This window comes from Dyadobacter sediminis (assembly GCF_005860765.1).
In the GTDB taxonomy this organism is placed as follows: domain Bacteria; phylum Bacteroidota; class Bacteroidia; order Cytophagales; family Spirosomataceae; genus Dyadobacter; species Dyadobacter sediminis.
Window position 1 is genome coordinate 485033 of record NZ_VCEI01000025.1, and the last position, 17442, is coordinate 502474.

The following is a 17442-nucleotide window of genomic DNA, read 5'->3' on the forward strand; positions in this document are numbered from 1 at the left end:
ACTTTATGATCAGCAGGCTTAAATATAAAAGTTGGAAAAAAGGAGATACGTTTTTATCTCCTTTTTGTGTATTACTGTGCAGCTTCCTGCTTGTAACTGCCTGTGAAAGTAAGAAAAACAAAGTCGGCGCGCTTTATACCGGCCCGCTGGAAATTGTCAACAATGTGGAAGTAAAGTACAGCGAGCAGGGAAGGCTTAAAGTGCTGATGAAAACGCCGAAGTCATTTCGTTATCAGAATGAAACCAAAATTTTTCCGGATACCATCAATATCAGTTTTTATGATTCTCTGGGAACAGTCGTAACGCGCCTTCGTTCCGATTCGGGAAGATACGATCAGAATGCGGACGTTTACATTGTGAAAGGAAATGTCCGCGTTGTGAAATCCGAAACGCAGGAAACACTGACCACAACGGAATTAAACTGGAGTCCGAGAACAAGAAAGGTTTTTACAGACAAGCCGCTTGCTGTTAAAAATACCAGAACTTCAGAGATAACCAATGCAATCGGGATGGACGCCGAGCAGGATTTTACGCGGATAAAATTCAGGAAGGCAACGGGTATTTACAAGTTTACAGGACCTTAATCCGGCTTGCAGTTTTGCAACGCATTCTGCACGTAAGTAATCGGCGTATACAGGCTGTCTTTTCCCCATTTCATACTTACATAGCTGACAATTTCTGCAATCTCAATTTCCGTCAGCTTTGCATTCGCAGGCATCGGACGGTTGAATTCTTTTCCGTTGACCAGAATGGTTCCTTTCATTCCGTTTCTGATGATACACGCAACACCTGATCGGTCAGCCAGTTTTTTGGAGCCTGCAAGCGGCGGGTAAAGATTGGACATTCCTTTACCGTCCGGCTGATGACAATTAGAACAGTTGGCCGTATACAACTGATAACCTTCGGCAAAGTATTGCCCGCTTTTTAATTCCTCGGCATTCTGGCAGGAGGCAAGTACGCACAAAGCTATGAAAGCAGCTGCTGGTTTTATCATTGCAAATCGGAACGTTTACTTGGTGTTGTATTCTTCCTGCAATGTTTTGATATCGGCAATCAGCTTTTGTGTGCCTTCTTCCGTTGTTCCGTCATACATGCCTCTTACATGCTTTTCCTTGTCAACAAGAATAAATGCGCCGCTGTGAATGTAACCGCCTTCGGCAGATTTATCTTCTTTTGCTGTGGATAGATAACTTTTCTGACCAATTTCATAGATTTTCTCTTTCTCACCCGTCAGAAATTGCCATTGCGGACCTTCAACGCCGAGATCCTGCGCATATTTTTTAAGCACTTGCGGCGTATCGTGTTCAGGATCAATGGAGTGGGAGAGGATCATGACGTCAGGTTTTCCTTTAATATCATTGAAAACCTTGATCATCTGACGTTTCATTACCGGACAGATCGTCGGGCAGGTAGTGAAGAAAAAATCCGTTATATAAATTTTTCCTTCCACCAGTTTTTCGGAAACGGTATCGCCTTCCTGATTAATAAAAGAAAAGGGCGGAATGGTGTTGTAAATGGTATCAGTAACTTCTTTCCCGTCAACCGTTTTGATAACGGTGTCTCTTTCCCCATAAATCGGAAGTTTCCTTTCGTTGTCGGAACATGCCGAGAATCCTGCAACTAAAACGGTCAGAATAAATAGATGAATTAAATGGAACCTTGAGTTGTACGCCATAACTTATTTCAGGAATGTTTCAGCTTCCTGTATTGATTTTAATGTTGTTTGTTTTACGTTCAGTATCTTTTCCTTCTCTTTTTCGAAGTAGGCCAATGCCTGGTCTGATTTCAGCTTTTTTGCAGAATCACCGCGGTATTCATGCATCCATTTCATCATCAGCTTATCCGATTCATTCAGTTTCTGATTCAGGTCAACGGCTTTTATTCTCTCTTCGGCAAATGTAATGCTGCTGATTCCTTCGTTCTGAAGGCTGTCCATATGCTGGATTTTTCTGGAAAGTTGTGACTTTAAAGTCATAATCTGATCCATTTTGGGCATTACTTCATCGTGCAAAGTCAGCACTTCGGTTTCAAGGCCTGTAATTTTGTCTTTTTCTGCATCGCTGTTACATCCGTAAACAAGAAACAAAGCAGCAGCAGCCAGTAAATACTTTTTCATTCTATGAGGTTTATTCTGTTAAACTGAGGGTTATACTGAAAATTCTATTCCTTTGAAATCATTTCCCTTGCATTGATCAGAACGGCTTCCGAAGGGTTGTGCCCGCCGATCATTTGCGCTATTTCCTGAACGCGCTCGTCAACAGAAAGCTTTTTGATCCTGCTCACCGTTTTGTCGGAAGAATGATCTTTATAGACAAAGTAGTGCGCATTTCCGCTGCTGGCGATCTGATGCAAATGCGTAATGGCAATAATCTGGTGATTATGGGACATTTTCAGCATCATTTTTCCCATCTTTTTGGCCGTTTCTCCGGAAACACCCGTATCAATTTCGTCAAAAATAATTGTCGGAAGTTTCCGCTTGTCCGCCAGAATGTATTTGATCACCATCATCAGCCGGCTGAATTCTCCGCCGGAAGCCACGTTTTTAAGCTCCTGCGGGACAATTCCCTTGTTGCCGGAAAACATAAAAACAACAGAATCTATGCCGTTAACGGATGGCGGTATTTCGGAAATCTGAATGGACAAAGTAGCATTGGGGATTCCAAGTTCCGCGAGCCGGTTCAGAATCAGCGACTCAATGGCGGCCGTTACTTTATGTCGTTTGGCAGAAAGCGTGCCTGCACTTTTCAGCATTTTTTCTTTCGTCTGCAAAGCCGCTTTTTCCGCTTTTATCAATTCGTCGTCGAGGTTCATCACCAGGCTCAGCTTGTTTTGCAGTTCTTCCTGTATTTGCAGCAACTGACTTACCGAAGATGCCTGATGCTTTTTGGACAGGGAATAAATCAGATCCAGCCTTTCCTGTACAATTTCGCTCCGGCTGCGGTCCACTTCCACGGAACTGTTGACCTGGTCAATTTCATCGGCAAGATCACGCAGTTCGATCAATGAACTTTGCGCTCTTTGTCTGAGCGAATCATAGGACGGAACCAGCTTTGCAGCTTGCCCGAGTACACCGATTGCACTTTTCAACAATTCCAGGATTGAATTTTCAGGATTATCAAAATAGGCATGTGCAAGCTGAAGTCTTTCCCGGATTTCAACGGCATTTTCAAGAATCGTCAGTTCCTGTTCCAGTCTGTCCTGTTCGTCTGCTTCCAGATTTGCATTGCTTAATTCCTGAAACAAAAACTGGTCGTAATCAAATTCCTTGCGAAGCTGAAGTGCTCTTTTCCGCAGGTCTTCCAAAGATTTTACAGCCTCGCGGTAAGCCTGATAGTGTGTCGTATACGTTTTCAGCAAACCTGAATTATCTGCATATGAATCGACTACTTTCAGCTGAAATTCATTGTTCCCGAGCATAACGGAATCGTGCTGCGAATGAATATCCAGCAACTGGCCGCCAATCCGACGCAAAGCATCCAGATTGACAGGCGTATCATTAATAAAAGCACGTGATTTTCCGGCAACCGAAATTTCCCTTCGGATGATACATTCATCCGAAAAGTCCAGATTTTCATCCTCGAAGTTCGGAGCCAGATCATAGCCGGAAAGGTTGAAACTTCCTTCTATAATGCATTTATGGCTGGCATCGTAAAGTGATTTTACATCGGCACGGTTACCCAGAAGCAAGCCGATTGCACCAAGCATGATCGATTTTCCAGCACCGGTTTCACCGGTTATAATATTAAGCCCCGGATCAGGTGACATCTCCAGTTGCTTGATAAGTGCGTAATTTTTTATCAGTAAATTAGAAAGCATGACTATTTCAGGCAGATTACCGGAGATCGTGCAATCATGCCTTCAAGAAGGAAAGTCATAATAATGTCTCCGATACGAATATAGTTACGATATCAACAAATAGAAAATCAATCCTGTTCGTAAAAGTAATTTTATTGTTTAAGCTGCACGGTATCGTAAACAATTTCATACAGATCGGTTACAGCCAGATTGTGCGGATGATTGCGCGGATCACGGATCAAAAGATGATTTTCTGTCAGGGATTCCAGTTTTCCGAAATGTGTATTTCCATTTTGCATGACGGCATGAATGTCGTAGCCAAGCAGTTTTTCGGATAAAGGGTGAATCTTACCCGCACGGATGCGCATCAATCTTTTACTCATAAAACGATCTGGAAAGTGCTTGTTGTCGGTTAAAGCGTAAGCCTTTGATAAAGCTGTGTTTTGGAAGGATCAAGGCTTACGAGGATGTTGTAGGCCTGCGCTCTTTCTTCAGGTAAGCCTTCGATCAGGATTTTATACAATTCATCTGATTTTGCATCAAAAAACGAATTGATCACCACGCTTGCCGGTCTGAGCTGATTTACACTGCTCAGGATATCCAGAAATTCCAGTACACTTGCACGTGTTCCCGCCGGGTTCTGAACGGCAACGTCAAGACCTTCGCGGTAATATTTGTACATTCCTTCCCGGAAAGGCGTGAATTGCTGGCTCATCAGATTTTCAATCAGCCAGTAACGGTTCCGCGTATCGCCGTTTGAATCCCAGCCTCTTTTGTTCGGGGAAGAATTTCGTGCCTGATTTACAAGGTTGAAGGCTTTCTGAACATAAGGCGAGCCGCCCATTCTGCTGAAAGAATCATAATCAAAGACAAGCGCGACATTTGCATAAAATGCCAGGATATACGGCAATTCCTCGGTATAGCTGTTCTCATTGAAATACAGCTGCGTACTCGGCAGATAGGAGAATGTAAAATTCTTGTCTACATAAGTAAAAAGTACCGTTTCATAACTGGAATTGTAAACCGGCCTTGAAACCACAAGCTGTGCATTTCCTTCATAACTTCCCTGATTCAGGGAACGCGTAAGGTTCACGTTGAGCTTGCATTTGATTTTTTCTTCTTTGTTAAACTCGTCGTTTGTCCAGCGCGTGTTGTTAAGAAAATCGTTCATGTAAGTCTGCAGCTGGCTCATCGACTGCGGATCTGTTTTTTGCTGGGCAACAAGCTGCTCATAATTCAGGTTAACCGTAAACTGAAATTCCTGCGCGTATAAACTTTCAGGAGCTTTTAAAAAGAAAAACAGCAACAGTAAAAAAAGGATCTTTTTCATGCCTCCATCCATTTGGCTAAAACAATATGTAAAATATCACGGGCAACATCTTCCTTTGATTTAAGGTTGAAACGGCTCACATTTTTGTCTTTGTCAATAACGGTAATTTTGTTCGTATCGTGTGCAAAGCCGGCACCAGGATCGTTCAGCGAGTTTAAAATAATGTAGTCAAAGTTTTTCCGGTCCAGCTTGTCCATGGCATACTGCAGCTCATTTTCTGTTTCCAGCGCAAAACCGATGAGCAGCTGATTTTCTTTTTTCAGCTTTCCGAGTGTTCCGGCAATGTCCGGCGTACGCGTCAGTTCGAGGCTCATTCCGAGACCCTGTTTCTTGATCTTTTGTTCGGCAACGTATTTGGGTGTGTAATCGGCAACTGCGGCGGCAAAAATGACAACATCATGCTGTTCAAATTCCGCACTTGCAGCCTCAAACATTTCTTTCGCACTCTGCACCGAATGCAGCTTGATGGATTGATCCGCAGGTTTCAGGTTGGTAGGGCCGCTGATCAGCGTTACAGATGCGCCGGCAGCTGCAAAAGCCGAAGCAATGGCATAACCCATTTTTCCGGAAGAACGATTGCCGATATAGCGCACCGGATCAATTGCTTCCAGCGTCGGACCGGCGGTAATCAGTACTTTTTTCCGGGCGGCAACCGGAACTCTGGAAAAAAATAAGGAAAGTTCGTGAATGATCTTTTCCGGCTCCGCAAGTCGCCCTTCGCCGGTGAGTCCGCTGGCCAGTTCGCCATGATCCGGATCTATAAAATGGTTTCCAAATGAAATTAAAGTATTGATATTCTGTTTGGTCGTTCCATGCTGAAACATATCCGCATCCATGGCGGGTGCAAAGAAAACCGGGCATCTTGCAGACAAGTAAACAGCTGTAAGCAAATCATCGCAATTTCCGGTTGCACATTTGGACAATGTTTTTGCTGTTGCAGGTGCAACAATAATTGCATCGGCCCAGAGCCCAAGTTCGACATGATTATTCCATGTACCGTCCGAATCATTGAAAAATGAACTGAAAACCGGATTTTTGGATAATACGGATAAAGTAAGTGGCGTAATGAAGTCTTTTGCCGACTCGGTCATAACTACTTTAACTTCCGCTTGCTGCTTAATCAGAAGTCTGACAATCAGTGCGGCCTTGTATGCAGCAATGCTTCCCGAAACACCCAGCAGTATTTTCTTTCCTTTAAGACTCAACTCGTATTCTGATTATTGAAGTGGAACGGATTATGAAGGTATAAAGTTACCTTTTACATTCAGATTTATTTTGGTTCAGACATAAAAAAGCAGCCGCAAAAGTACTTTTGCGGCTGCTTTTTTATGTTTCTGATTATTCTTCCGAATTCTCGCGGTAGCTGTGGTACGTTTTGCCTTCTATAAATTCATCAATTGAAATGCTTCCTGCTTTCGGCATGCGCTCGTAAAATTTGGAAATTTCAATTTGCTCTCTGTTTTCAAAAACTTCTTCAAGGTTGTCAACACCGGATGCAAATTCTGCCAGTTTGTTATTCAGCTCTTCTTTCATTTTGCTGGATATCTGACGTGCTCTCTTTGAAATTACAGATACCGACTCATATAAATTTCCGGTTACGTCCGCTATTTTGTCCGTATCCCGTGTGATAATTGATGGATTCGTTGCCATAATTGATTTTATATAATTGAATTTTCTAATGTAGTGATTAAATCCGGTTTACTGCGCTTTTGCTTCCGGAGTAGCCGGAGCCGTTACTTTCGTCGGTTTGTTTTCAGGTTCCGGCTCGGTCTGCAGCAGTTTCTGTCTTTCCAGATCGGCCTTTGCAATAACTTCTATTTGTTTCTGGCTGTCTTCAAACATTCTCTCCGCGTCCCTGTTGAATTTGCCGGTCGGATATTTATCGATGAGTTCCTGATAAAATTTGATAACGTCCTGATAACGATCCTTTTGCTTAGTAGTAAAACTGTTGGAAGCCAGATTGTACTGCGATTCGACTTTCAAAAATGCAAGCTCTTCATTATACTGGGAATCCGGAAAATCCTTGCGGAAATTCTCAATGGAAATAACGGCTGACTTCAATGACATCATGTTAAAATCACTGACTTTATGATAAAGCTTGGCTCTCTCGTAAGCTTTTCTTTCCAGCTTCGACCGCAGTTCCAGGATATACTTGGTACATTCTTCACGAAATGCGCTTTCAGGATAAGTATTGATAAAGTCCTGCATGGCAGAAATAGCCGTAAAGGTACTGGTCTGATCCAGATTGTAAGGCGAAGAATCCTTGTAGAGGGAAAATGCATGCATGTATAATGCTTCCTGTGCATAATCACTTCGCGCATACGTGTCGTAGAATTTTTTAAACAGGAACTGACTCGTATTATACTGACCTTGCTGGTATTGCGTATAAGCATAATAGAATTGCGCCAGCTCCGATTCGGTACTTCCTTTAAGCAGCGGGATCAGCTCTTCGAACAACAGGCCGGATTTGTAGAAATCCCCTTTTTTGTAATATGACATGGCAGCGTCATACTTTTCCTGATCCGTACCGGTTTTCTGTAATTTCGAAAATTTACTGCAGGAAGTAAAAACAAGAAACGTGATAAAAAGCAAGAAATAACTTGCTAGACTGTTTTTTCGCATATTAACTGCAAAGGTAATAAAAAAAGCTACACCATTCATAACGAATGAGTAGCTTAATATAGTGTTAGAATAAGCTTATTGCTGATGGCGTACAAGCATTTTTTTTGTCGCAACTTTTTTGCCATCCAGTGACAGCTGATAGAAATAAAGTCCGGTCGGCATGTCTTTGGTATTCACCCTTAATTTTCTGTCGTTCTTGTTCAAAGGTAGTTCAACCATTTGAGAGCCAAGAACATTGTAAATAATCACTTTTGCATCTCTGATACCCGAGGAAATGTTGAAATCAAGATCAGCGTATTCACTGGCCGGATTCGGATACATATTGGAAACAGAAATTTTATCATTCACAAACAGCTGCTCATCTATTTTTATAGGTGCATCTATTGCCGGGCTTCTTTTTTCAATGTTTTTCTCAACGATTTCAGTAGTCTGGATGCTTGTGCTTTCGGAAGCGCTCGAAGTTGAAAAAAGAAAAGATCGGTAAAAACTGTTAAGTGCCTTTGGATTTTGCAAGGACAACGGCTTGTAAGTCAGACCCGATGCAAGATCTGCGAATTTCATGTTTTCACTTGTGTTCGGTTTTTTTTTGCCGACCATATTCAGTCGGCTTCCATTCGAAACCGTTTGTGCATTAAGTCCTTGCCAGGTTAATGCAATTAATATGATCAAATAAAGTATAGTTTTTTTCATAGCTGATAATCAGGATACTTTTGACTAATATTTTCATCAACATAGTTAAAGTACACTACAAAAATATAGAGAAATAATTGTATCTTCAAAATATATTGTGTGAACGCCTATCTTTATTTTTTCAGATAAAAAACCATGCCGTTTGAAAATTTTTTATAATATTTTTAAATGTTTTTTATAACTCGGCCCAAATCGTTTTTTCCCGGGTTGGTTTTTCTGTGATCCGCCAGTTGAATCCTTCTAATTGTCTCTCTGCCAGCTTTATTTTAGACGGCGGAATCAGCCTTCCGTCCGGCTTTCCGATAAAGGAAATCCGCTGAACCCGATTATCTTCAAACAAGAGGTTCATCCTTCCGCACTCCACCCGGTTAAGCCCGATACTCTTTTCCTTATCGTCAACTGCATAATAGGCACTTTCGCCATTTCCATCCACCAGAACCTGTTTCAGCTTGTTGCCGGTCTGAAAATAAGCATTGATTGTACGGCCTTTAACCTGATTGAACTGTTTTACAAGCGTATCTTCGGTAATTACAAAAGATTTTCCTTTCAGCAGCATCCGGTTAATCTGGTTATTTACAAGAAAAGCAGTAATTGAATCCGCTTCCATCTGATACTGCTGCTCGCTCCATAGTATGGGTTTTTGGAAAAACCGAATCACGGAGTCTGCCGTGTTATAGCTTATGGAGTCGCATTTGCCCTGGAAATCAGATTTGTAGATAAAGACATTTTTGTTGCCGATCAGCTTTCTTGTACTGTCTCTGCTGTTTTCGTAAGAATACAAGGTGTCGGCACGAATGTAAAGGGTGTCCTGGGCAACTACATTTCTGACATAAGCATGGCCAAATATTTTTGAATAACCTGCTGTTTTCCAGTAATATCCTTCGTCACCGTTCAGGATGGTTTTGTCCTTTTTTGCAACGATTACAACATTTCCCTTTCCTTTTCCATTGTTGCTTTTTCCGTCCACTTCCAGCGAATCTGCGGTTAGTGTATACGTTTCATTGTCAACCGTGGTTCTGTTCTGAAATGCAGACTCTGCAGATTCGGTATTATAGCGTCCTTTTGTACCTTTTACCGTGCCGTCCTTGTTCGTGATTTTGGTATCTCCATTAAAATAGGACCATTTTGTCAGCGAATTATAGAGCAGCGTGTCTGTTGTAAGCGTATATTTTTTATTGACCAGTTTTACGTTTTTATAATAAGTAAATTCCTTTGTTGCTGTATTGTAAAAACCTTCTTTGCTGGTCAGAACATTTTCTTCATCCACTGTGCGGCCGGGAACTTTGTAATTGGCTATGCCCTGAGCCATATTGTATTCGATTTTCTGCGTGGTAAGCGTACGTTTGCGGTCTTTGAGTACTGTTTTTCGTCCGCTGACAATCGCAAGGCGCGTATTTCCGTAATAATAAAGCGTATCGCCTGTAACTGTAACCGTATCGCCCTGAACAATTCTTACATTTCCAAAAGCCTCAATCACGTTGGTGCTGATATTCTGGATCGCCAGATTGCTGTACAAAAGAGCGCCTTTGTGCTTGAAAACGCCGTTGGTCACACGCCTGGAATCTATACCGTTTTCGTTGATAAGTTCCAGTTCATCGGATTTGAGTATTTCCACCAGATCTTCACTTTGTACCGGCTTTACTTGCGCTGAAGCCTGTTTAACGATCAGAAAAGGAGAGGCAATCATGATGACAAAGAACGCTGCAAAGGATAAATTCCCTTTCATACCGAAGACGCACAAAAGTTTTAAAGGGTTGCAGTTTGTTATATATATATTTTTGTTCATGTTGCTGTTCTTTCTTTTACCTTTGATATGTACCCGTTGCAAGATGGCTCTGTAAAAGATAAAGTTTACTTATATACGCAAAATTACATCAAATACATCTTCCAGGTTCATGTTGGATTCTTTTTTAACTTTTATTAACCAGCAGGGATTTAATCTTCGGGATCAATCGTGTTTGCTTGCCGTCAGCGGTGGGGTCGATTCTATTGTTATGACGCATTTATTCTACAAAATGGGATATTCCGCAGTTATCGCACATTGTAATTTTAGTTTGAGAGGAGCGGAGTCCGATGGAGATGAAACCTTTGTAAATCAACTTGCTGAATCGTACGGATTTGAATTTGTTTCTAAAAAATTTGATACCAAAATGTTTGCAACGGAGCAATCTGTGTCCACACAGATGGCGGCGCGGGAGCTGAGGTACACTTGGTTTGAAGAGGTCAGGAAATCTTACAGCCTGCCATGGATTGCGACAGCGCATCATATCAATGATTCTTTAGAAACCAGTGTGTTAAATCTTGTAAGAGGAACAGGTATTTCCGGTTTATACGGAATTTCTGCCAGAAATAACTTTGTCATTCGGCCATTGCTTTTTGCGAGCCGTGAGCAGATACTTGATTATGCAACAGAACATCATCTTCAATGGCGGGAAGACGAGTCCAATGATTCCGATGATTACAAGCGCAATTTGATCAGGCATAAAGTAGTTCCGGTGTTCAAGGAAATGAATCCGTCATTGGAATCCACATTTGTTTCAAGTTCTGAACGATTAAAATCTGCTGATAATCTGCTCAGATTGTACCTTGAAGACTGGAAAAAAGAAGTGATGCAAATCGAAAATGGACTCGTACGTATACCCATCATCAAAATAGCCGCCGCAAGTGAACCCGTTTACAGATTATGGTCCATTTTGCAGGATTTTGGATTTACGTATAGTCAATCCCGGCAAGTAGGCAGCCATTTGAATGGTATCTCAGGAAGACTTTTTTCATCTTCATCGCACAGCCTGCTGATGGATAGGAGTGAGCTGATTATTAAACCGAAACAGGATGCAGGAAATAAAAACAATATACCGGTTACAAATCCGGATACCAAAATTGTTTTGTCCCATTATTCGCTCATTTTCAGCAAAATCTTCAATGTTGATGAAGTAACAATCAATAAAGAAAAGCACAGTGCATACATAGATGCTGACAAGCTTATTTTTCCATTGACGATCAGAAAATGGTTAACGGGCGATTATCTTATGCCCTTTGGGATGAAAGGAAAAAAGAAGAAAGTCAGTGATCTGTTGATTGATCTCAAATTTGATTTATTCCAAAAAGAGAATATTTATTTACTGGAAAATGGAAATGGCGAAATCATCTGGGTTGTGGACGTAAGATTGGATGAACGTTATCGGATTCAGGATTTTACAAGACAAATTATGGTAATTTCATTAAATCAAAATGAGTAAAACCAGAGAGTTTATATATACAAATTAGGGTTGAGTAGTTAAAAAATTAGGATTACTAGTTGCACTTATAAAATTTGTTTTTACCTTTGCACCACGTTTCGTATTTGGCGAAACGGATTTAGAGAGATGGCAGAGTGGTCGATTGCGACGGTCTTGAAAACCGTTGACTGTAACAGGTCCGGGGGTTCGAATCCCTCTCTCTCTGCTTAATGCCCTTCCTGGCGTCAGGAGGGGCATTTTTAGTTTTCGGGACAAATATCGGGACAAATGTACTGAACGATATGGTTAAGAATCACAACACACACTTACCTTATAAAAGGGCCGTTCTCCGGGACAGGAAAGGAGATCTTTCCAAAGAATGGTTTGTTGAATTTTACGCTTGGTCGGAGCTGGAAGGAAAGCTGGTCCGCAAGCGGATCAAGATTCCAATGTCATTCCGGGACAAAAAGGGCAGGGTAGAACATGCCAACAAACTTATAGCAAAAGCCAACAAACTTCTGGAACAAGGATTCCACTTTGCACCCAGGAAGCCTTCACCAGCAGCCGACCTTGTAACGGAATTAAAAAATGATCTGATTATAAGTCTGGAGGCTACACTTTCCACAATCAGTCCGACTTTGCGGCCAAAGTCAGTTGTTACTTATAATTCCGCAATTGCCAAACTGAAAGAGTTTCTGGTTGATCCGGTAGAAGTTTCAGCCTACACTACACAGGATGCAATCCGGTTTAGGGATCATTTGATTATTACGTTGAAGAACTCCCCACGTACAGCCAATAACACCTTGGTTCATCTGAACACGGTATATGGTCATATGAAAAGCCGGACAGCCTTGAAAGAAAGTCCTTTCAAGATCAACAAGCTGAAACAGCAAGCCACCAACAGGAATATTGCTATTACAGATGAAGACCGGCATAAAATAGAAGCTTACCTTCAGGAGCACGAGCCGGAAGTATACCTTTTTACACGCTTTATGTACTATGCTTTTATAAGGCCTGGCGAACTTCTCAATATCCGGATTGAAGATGTAAACACAACAAACAAGTATATTACCATAAAAGGTATGATAAGCAAAAATGGTAAAACTGAAACGGTCCCGATCATTCCGCCACTTATGAAACACATTGATGATTCCGGAGTTCTTAAAGGAAGGAAACCGGATTTATTGCTGTTCTCATCCGGTTTGAAACCAGGTGTAAAAGTTTCAGGAAAGCAGGTGCCATTCAGAAGACATGAAAAAGCTTTGAGGGAATTGGGATTAGATAATAAAGGATATACGCTTTATTCCTGGAAGCATACCGGTGCTGTAAATGCTTACTTGGCAGGTATCGGATTAAAGGAGCTTCAAAACTTTTTACGCCATTCTTCTGTGCAGATTACAGACATTTATCTGAAATCATTAGGCCTGAGAACTGATCCAAATTTGCATACTTACAAATGGTGATAAATTATAACTTCACAGGCCAATACTACCAATTATATTTTAACGGTGAGTTATTCAAGCACTTGCCGGCAGATTTACATAAATTGCTTTTCTAACCACTTTTAGTCACATGGCACATACTACCTCTAACCCAAAGATCCACGAAGGCCGTAATTTGAAGCGATTCCGAGAAATGCTCGGAATAAAGCAAGATTTCCTCGCATTTGAACTTGGCGAAGATTGGAATCAGCAGAAAATTTCCATACTCGAACAAAAAGAAAAAATGGATTCCGACATTTTGGAGCAAGTTGCAGCAATTCTGAAAATTCCAGCCGAGGCAATTCGGAATTTTGATGAACAGCAAGCTATCAATATAATTTCCAACACCTTTGATAATGGGTCAGCTATATACCAAACTAATAATTATCCCATAGATAAGTTAATGCAACTGCATGAAGATAAGATTGCTTTGTATGAGCGGATGTTGAAGGAGAAGGATGAGATGATGAGCCGATTGGAGCGGATAATTGCAAAATAGTAAAATAAGTAATTCAGCTCTTTGGTTCTTTATTTGAAAATCATTTTTCAACGTATTTTGTAACGATTAAGAAACTAATGTTTGAAGATTTTTTCATGAAATACAGTTATAGCATTGTTGTTGTGGTTCTAGCAATTGCAATTGCTATTACTCAATGTGTAAAAGAAATAAAAGATCAAAAAGAAACAAGTGATAGAGAAGCTAAGCTTGATAGTACAAATGAAGAGCTTAAAAGGAAATCTGATGCTTTGGGCCAAATGCAAGAAAAAGCATTGGCAAAAAGTGAGGATCTAGCTGAAAAGCAAGCAAAAGCCATTGAGCTTCAATTGCATTTAAATAGATATGTAACTGGTGGAGGAAATAAACCAGTAGTTTTTATACGCCCATTACCTATGTATGTATATCCTGGACATGAAAAGCGACCGAGAGAACGCCAAGAAAAGTATAAACCGATAGAAATTTTCTTGTCGAACAATGGCACAGTTCCACTGAGGAATGTTAAAATAAGAATATCAGGTTCATTAGGATTTGAGTTTAATGAAGAAGGAAATCGTGATATAGCTGCATATCCTAATCCTATCAAAACTAAAACGGGATTTGTCGAAGTAGGACCTATGACACTCGCCAAGGATCAATCAGAATTGGTTTTCAAAGGCAATTATGAAACTTGGACATATAAGGTTAGTTATGCATGTGACGTTATGTGGGAAAATGGTTTTTATACTACTATTCAGACTTTCGAATCCGAGCCAGCTTACGGAGCTGTTCTTGCACTAAAAAATACAAGAATAATTGTTGGAAATAAAGAGATTCCCGATCCAGAATTATTCTTTAAAGAGGAGTAGTAAACATTATTAGACCAAATCAATCCTATTCTCAAACCTCTATAAGTTAGTTTAAATTATGACTAATTTCAAATATTTAAGGCACCTTATTTACCTAAAAGTAAATTCTTTTAATTGATAGCATAAATATCTATATAGTGAAGATTACAAAAAAGAAGCGGTTTACTGAACAAGATATTTTATCTGTTATAGATTCAAAATTAGAAGAATCTATAAATATAGAATTTAAGAGTTCGGGATCTTTAAGTTTTGATTCAATATCAAAAAAAGAAATGTCTAAAGATGTAGCTGCAATGGCTAATTCAGATGGTGGAATTATATTTTATGGAATTAAAGAAATAGATCATGTAGCTTCACAATTGTCTTTTATAAACGGTCGGGAAATAACAAAAGAGTGGATCGAAAATGTCTTAACTTCAAACATTCAGCCAAAAATCGATGATTTAAGAATTATTCCAGTAAGATTTGGTAATGATTTAGAAAGGTCCATATATGTAGTTATAATAGGAAGATCACCAGACAGTCCTCACATGAATTCAGATAAGAAATATTATAAAAGGTATAATTTTCAATCTGTTCCGATGGAAGAATATGAAGTAAGGGGTTCATATTTGAAAGATCATGAAAGTAAGGTGATTTTTTCAAACATTCAGTTAATGAAGCCCTTTATAAAATATGATATATTTCGAGTAGACTTTCATATTCAAATTAGCAATGAGGGTAGATATGTAGCTGAAAGATATAAAGTAGCCTGTTGGCTAAAACTGTCAAATCTTATTGATTATATCTATCCACTTACTAATGGATATGATATAACGATTGATCAAAATCAAGGATTAAAGTTTTCAACAACAAGAATGGTACCAATATTTCCTAATGAATTTATTACTTGCCTTACTTTTACACTTGAAGTACCTCGTAAAGACTTTTATAAGATAATCAAAGGTGCATCTTGTGATATATTGGTATTTAGCTTAAAAGGAAAAAAAAATACTAAAGTTGATATTGAAGATTTGCTGGCAGATGCATATAAAATGGAATTAACAAAAAGTTTGAGTGCATAAATCAAAACAGTGATGTTGAAGCTGCTATGATTTATGCATTAATAATAATAATATCCTTCAATTGAGTTGTATATCTCGGAGAAAGCCGTTCTTGCTTCATCTTCCAGGTTCTGCCAAGGTCCTGAGCTGCAAGTTTCACCTTCTGCTGTCCATATGCCTTATTGAGTTTGTCAATTACTGCAAACAACTGATTGTGCTTCGGATCAGAGTTTTGGAAAATCATTTGTTGTCCGCAATCTGCCGGTGAAATCTCCATCACGATTACACCGGCTTTTTTGTACTGATAGCCTTCCTTGTAAATCTGCTTTAATCCTTGTTCTGCGAATCGGGCCAGTTCAATGCCTGAATTGGTGGGATATGGAAGATGTATGATGACACTTTGAGAGTGTTGCGGCTGGTCGGCACGGAAGCGGTTTGTGAGTACGAAAACCTGAATGACATTGCAGCAGGAATCTTGTTTTCTGAGTTTTTCGGCACAGATCACGGCGAAGGTCACAACACGTTCTTTTACCTGATCGTAGGTGTCATAATTTACATTGAAAGAGCGCGTAGTAGCTATGTTTTTCTTTTTCTTGTCTTCTTCCAGGTCAAGTGCCCGAAATCCGGAAAGCTCCTTTTTGAGCCGAAGCCCTACAATGGACATGTGCTGCTTTACCCAGGCATCCGGAAGCTGCGTGAAATCATAGGCTTTTCTGACGCCCAATGCCCGGAGCCGTAACGCGTGTTGTTTTCCTATTCCCCACACATCTTCAATATCCAGCCATTTGGTGCCCATTTCAATCCTTTTGGGATGCGTCATTACATATACACCAACAGATGGGTGCATGAACTTTTTAGCTATTTTGTTGGCTACTTTGGCCAGTGCCTTTGTAGGTGCAACGCCAATCGTTACCGGGATTCCGGTCCCTTTGGTTACTTCCCGGCGTATGCGTTCTACCAGTTCCTGTATATCGAAGTAATCAAAACCATCAAACTTTAAAAATGCTTCATCAATACTGTACACTTCAATGTCCGGTGTGTAAGCAGAAAGCATGGTCATTACCCGGTTTGACATGTCGCCGTACAGGGCATAGTTGGAAGAAAACACCTTTATGCCTTTATCCTCAAAGTCTTTTTCGTACTGGTATGCCGGCGCACCCATTTCAATGCCCAGCATTTTGGCTTCGTTTGAACGCGCAATAACGCATCCGTCATTGTTGCTCAATACCACGATGGGAACACCGTTAAGCTCTGGCCGGAATACACGTTCGCAACTTGCATAAAAGTTGTTACAGTCTACTAGTGCGAACATAATCAGACAGGTTTGATGATATGTATTACGATACCCCAGATAAGAAAGTCATTCTCGGCAGTTACTTTGATGGGTTTGTAATGCGGGTTTTCGGCAACCAGCCAGCAAATGTCCTTTTCAATCCGTACCCGCTTTACAGTGAATTCGCCATCCAGAAAACAAACAGCAATCTTGCCATCTTTACAATCCAGGCTCTTGTCAATGATCAGTAAATCTTTGTCATGGATGCCGGCATCCTTCATGCTGTCTCCTTTCACCCTGCCAAGAAATGTGGAAGAAGGATTACGGATAAGCTCTTTGCCAAGGTCGATATTGGTATCTATGAAATCAGCAGCAGGAGAAGGGAAACCGGCACTGATGCCGGGAATTAAGGGTAAAACGACATCTAAGATGCAGTAGGAAAGGATGTCAAGATTTTGCGTACTGTAAAGCGTGGGTGTTTTCATAATAACGTGAGTTTTTGGCAAATATGAATTTTACGATTCACAAAAACCAATTAAAATTGGATTATTTCCAATAAAGCAGAGAAAATCCAATTATTTACTCATTTTTATTATATATCAATAAGATATATTCCAAATCTTACTTGCATATATTAGAATTAACA

Annotated in this window: 19 protein-coding genes and 1 tRNA gene; 7 read left to right on the plus strand and 13 right to left on the minus strand. The window is 40.3% G+C overall.

What is annotated here, in order from left to right; translation table 11 throughout:
* Positions 1-5: 5 nt before the first annotated feature.
* Positions 6-584, plus strand: a complete 579-nt coding sequence (lptC, locus tag FEM55_RS14440; RefSeq protein WP_229209266.1) for an LPS export ABC transporter periplasmic protein LptC — start codon at positions 6-8, stop codon at positions 582-584.
* On the opposite strand, the gene FEM55_RS14445 is transcribed toward lptC, so the two are convergent.
* The 11 genes from FEM55_RS14445 to FEM55_RS14495 all read right to left on the minus strand — a co-directional run bounded on the left by FEM55_RS14445 (position 581) and on the right by FEM55_RS14495 (position 10163).
* Entirely contained in the window at positions 581-994 is a 414-nt protein-coding gene (locus FEM55_RS14445; protein ID WP_138282067.1) for a c-type cytochrome, read from the minus strand. The genes lptC and FEM55_RS14445 overlap by 4 nt on opposite strands.
* 15 nt (positions 995-1009) lie before the next feature.
* Positions 1010-1675, minus strand: a complete 666-nt coding sequence (locus FEM55_RS14450) for an SCO family protein (protein ID WP_138282068.1) — start codon at positions 1673-1675, stop codon at positions 1010-1012.
* 3 nt (positions 1676-1678) lie between these two features.
* Positions 1679-2116: a viral A-type inclusion protein gene (locus FEM55_RS14455; RefSeq protein ID WP_138282069.1), complete on the minus strand. Its 438-nt coding sequence runs from the start codon at positions 2114-2116 to the stop codon at positions 1679-1681.
* 44 nt (positions 2117-2160) lie between these two features.
* Positions 2161-3816 (minus strand): DNA repair protein RecN, encoded by a 1656-nt coding sequence (gene recN / locus FEM55_RS14460; RefSeq protein ID WP_138282070.1) that lies wholly within the window; start codon positions 3814-3816, stop codon positions 2161-2163.
* Between the two features lie 131 nt (positions 3817-3947).
* Complete coding sequence (locus FEM55_RS14465; RefSeq protein WP_138282071.1) at positions 3948-4178, minus strand: hypothetical protein; 231 nt, start codon at positions 4176-4178, stop codon at positions 3948-3950.
* 29 nt (positions 4179-4207) lie between these two features.
* Entirely contained in the window at positions 4208-5125 is a 918-nt protein-coding gene (gene porD, locus FEM55_RS14470) for a type IX secretion system protein PorD (protein WP_229209267.1), read from the minus strand.
* Positions 5122-6330, minus strand: a complete 1209-nt coding sequence (gene coaBC / locus FEM55_RS14475; protein WP_138282073.1) for a bifunctional phosphopantothenoylcysteine decarboxylase/phosphopantothenate--cysteine ligase CoaBC — start codon at positions 6328-6330, stop codon at positions 5122-5124. Before coaBC ends, porD begins: the two co-directional genes overlap by 4 nt.
* Before the next feature lie 133 nt (positions 6331-6463).
* Positions 6464-6775, minus strand: a complete 312-nt coding sequence (locus tag FEM55_RS14480) for a DNA-directed RNA polymerase subunit omega (RefSeq protein WP_138282074.1) — start codon at positions 6773-6775, stop codon at positions 6464-6466.
* 48 nt (positions 6776-6823) lie between these two features.
* A complete protein-coding gene (locus FEM55_RS14485) occupies positions 6824-7747 on the minus strand; it encodes an outer membrane protein assembly factor BamD (RefSeq protein WP_138282075.1) in 924 nt (307 codons plus the stop codon).
* Positions 7748-7822: 75 nt separating this feature from the next.
* Positions 7823-8437, minus strand: a complete 615-nt coding sequence (locus FEM55_RS14490; protein ID WP_138282076.1) for a T9SS type A sorting domain-containing protein — start codon at positions 8435-8437, stop codon at positions 7823-7825.
* A gap of 175 nt (positions 8438-8612) precedes the next feature.
* Positions 8613-10163, minus strand: coding sequence for an OstA-like protein (locus FEM55_RS14495; protein WP_229209268.1), 1551 nt, complete (start codon positions 10161-10163; stop codon positions 8613-8615).
* Between the two features lie 169 nt (positions 10164-10332).
* Here FEM55_RS14495 and tilS point away from each other — a divergent pair, with 169 nt between their 5' ends.
* The 6 genes from tilS (at position 10333) to FEM55_RS14525 (ending at position 15544) form a co-directional block, all read left to right on the plus strand.
* Entirely contained in the window at positions 10333-11676 is a 1344-nt protein-coding gene (gene tilS, locus FEM55_RS14500) for a tRNA lysidine(34) synthetase TilS (RefSeq protein WP_138282078.1), read from the plus strand.
* Between the two features lie 120 nt (positions 11677-11796).
* Positions 11797-11881 (plus strand) — tRNA-Ser (locus FEM55_RS14505).
* 4 nt (positions 11882-11885) lie between these two features.
* On the plus strand, positions 11886-13118 hold the full coding sequence (locus FEM55_RS14510; RefSeq protein WP_138282079.1) for a tyrosine-type recombinase/integrase: 1233 nt from the start codon (positions 11886-11888) through the stop codon (positions 13116-13118).
* Positions 13119-13227: 109 nt separating this feature from the next.
* Positions 13228-13635, plus strand: a complete 408-nt coding sequence (locus tag FEM55_RS14515; protein WP_138282080.1) for a helix-turn-helix domain-containing protein — start codon at positions 13228-13230, stop codon at positions 13633-13635.
* A gap of 77 nt (positions 13636-13712) precedes the next feature.
* Positions 13713-14480: a hypothetical protein gene (locus FEM55_RS14520; RefSeq protein WP_138282081.1), complete on the plus strand. Its 768-nt coding sequence runs from the start codon at positions 13713-13715 to the stop codon at positions 14478-14480.
* A 137-nt stretch (positions 14481-14617) separates the two neighbouring features.
* Complete coding sequence (locus FEM55_RS14525; protein ID WP_171036553.1) at positions 14618-15544, plus strand: AlbA family DNA-binding domain-containing protein; 927 nt, start codon at positions 14618-14620, stop codon at positions 15542-15544.
* A gap of 31 nt (positions 15545-15575) precedes the next feature.
* On the opposite strand, the gene FEM55_RS14530 is transcribed toward FEM55_RS14525, so the two are convergent.
* Together FEM55_RS14530 and FEM55_RS14535 are read right to left on the minus strand one after the other, a co-directional pair.
* Positions 15576-16835: a Y-family DNA polymerase gene (locus FEM55_RS14530; protein ID WP_138282083.1), complete on the minus strand. Its 1260-nt coding sequence runs from the start codon at positions 16833-16835 to the stop codon at positions 15576-15578.
* A gap of 2 nt (positions 16836-16837) precedes the next feature.
* Positions 16838-17281, minus strand: a complete 444-nt coding sequence (locus FEM55_RS14535; RefSeq protein WP_138282084.1) for a LexA family protein — start codon at positions 17279-17281, stop codon at positions 16838-16840.
* Positions 17282-17442 lie beyond the last annotated feature (161 nt).

Bases quoted from the DNA above. Each gene is read 5' to 3' on its own strand.
- FEM55_RS14450 (WP_138282068.1), bottom strand. From the start codon at position 1,675: ATGGCGTACAACTCAAGGTTCCATTTAATTCATCTATTTATTCTGACC.
- FEM55_RS14530 (WP_138282083.1), bottom strand. From the start codon at position 16,835: ATGTTCGCACTAGTAGACTGTAACAACTTTTATGCAAGTTGCGAACGT.
- FEM55_RS14495 (WP_229209268.1), bottom strand. From the start codon at position 10,163: ATGAAAGGGAATTTATCCTTTGCAGCGTTCTTTGTCATCATGATTGCC.
- lptC (WP_229209266.1), top strand. From the start codon at position 6: ATGATCAGCAGGCTTAAATATAAAAGTTGGAAAAAAGGAGATACGTTT.
- FEM55_RS14480 (WP_138282074.1), bottom strand. From the start codon at position 6,775: ATGGCAACGAATCCATCAATTATCACACGGGATACGGACAAAATAGCG.
- FEM55_RS14485 (WP_138282075.1), bottom strand. From the start codon at position 7,747: ATGCGAAAAAACAGTCTAGCAAGTTATTTCTTGCTTTTTATCACGTTT.
- tilS (WP_138282078.1), top strand. From the start codon at position 10,333: ATGTTGGATTCTTTTTTAACTTTTATTAACCAGCAGGGATTTAATCTT.
- FEM55_RS14520 (WP_138282081.1), top strand. From the start codon at position 13,713: ATGTTTGAAGATTTTTTCATGAAATACAGTTATAGCATTGTTGTTGTG.
- FEM55_RS14515 (WP_138282080.1), top strand. From the start codon at position 13,228: ATGGCACATACTACCTCTAACCCAAAGATCCACGAAGGCCGTAATTTG.
- FEM55_RS14465 (WP_138282071.1), bottom strand. From the start codon at position 4,178: ATGAGTAAAAGATTGATGCGCATCCGTGCGGGTAAGATTCACCCTTTA.
- FEM55_RS14510 (WP_138282079.1), top strand. From the start codon at position 11,886: ATGCCCTTCCTGGCGTCAGGAGGGGCATTTTTAGTTTTCGGGACAAAT.
- FEM55_RS14490 (WP_138282076.1), bottom strand. From the start codon at position 8,437: ATGAAAAAAACTATACTTTATTTGATCATATTAATTGCATTAACCTGG.
- FEM55_RS14445 (WP_138282067.1), bottom strand. From the start codon at position 994: ATGATAAAACCAGCAGCTGCTTTCATAGCTTTGTGCGTACTTGCCTCC.
- FEM55_RS14535 (WP_138282084.1), bottom strand. From the start codon at position 17,281: ATGAAAACACCCACGCTTTACAGTACGCAAAATCTTGACATCCTTTCC.
- porD (WP_229209267.1), bottom strand. From the start codon at position 5,125: ATGAAAAAGATCCTTTTTTTACTGTTGCTGTTTTTCTTTTTAAAAGCT.
- recN (WP_138282070.1), bottom strand. From the start codon at position 3,816: ATGCTTTCTAATTTACTGATAAAAAATTACGCACTTATCAAGCAACTG.
- FEM55_RS14455 (WP_138282069.1), bottom strand. From the start codon at position 2,116: ATGAAAAAGTATTTACTGGCTGCTGCTGCTTTGTTTCTTGTTTACGGA.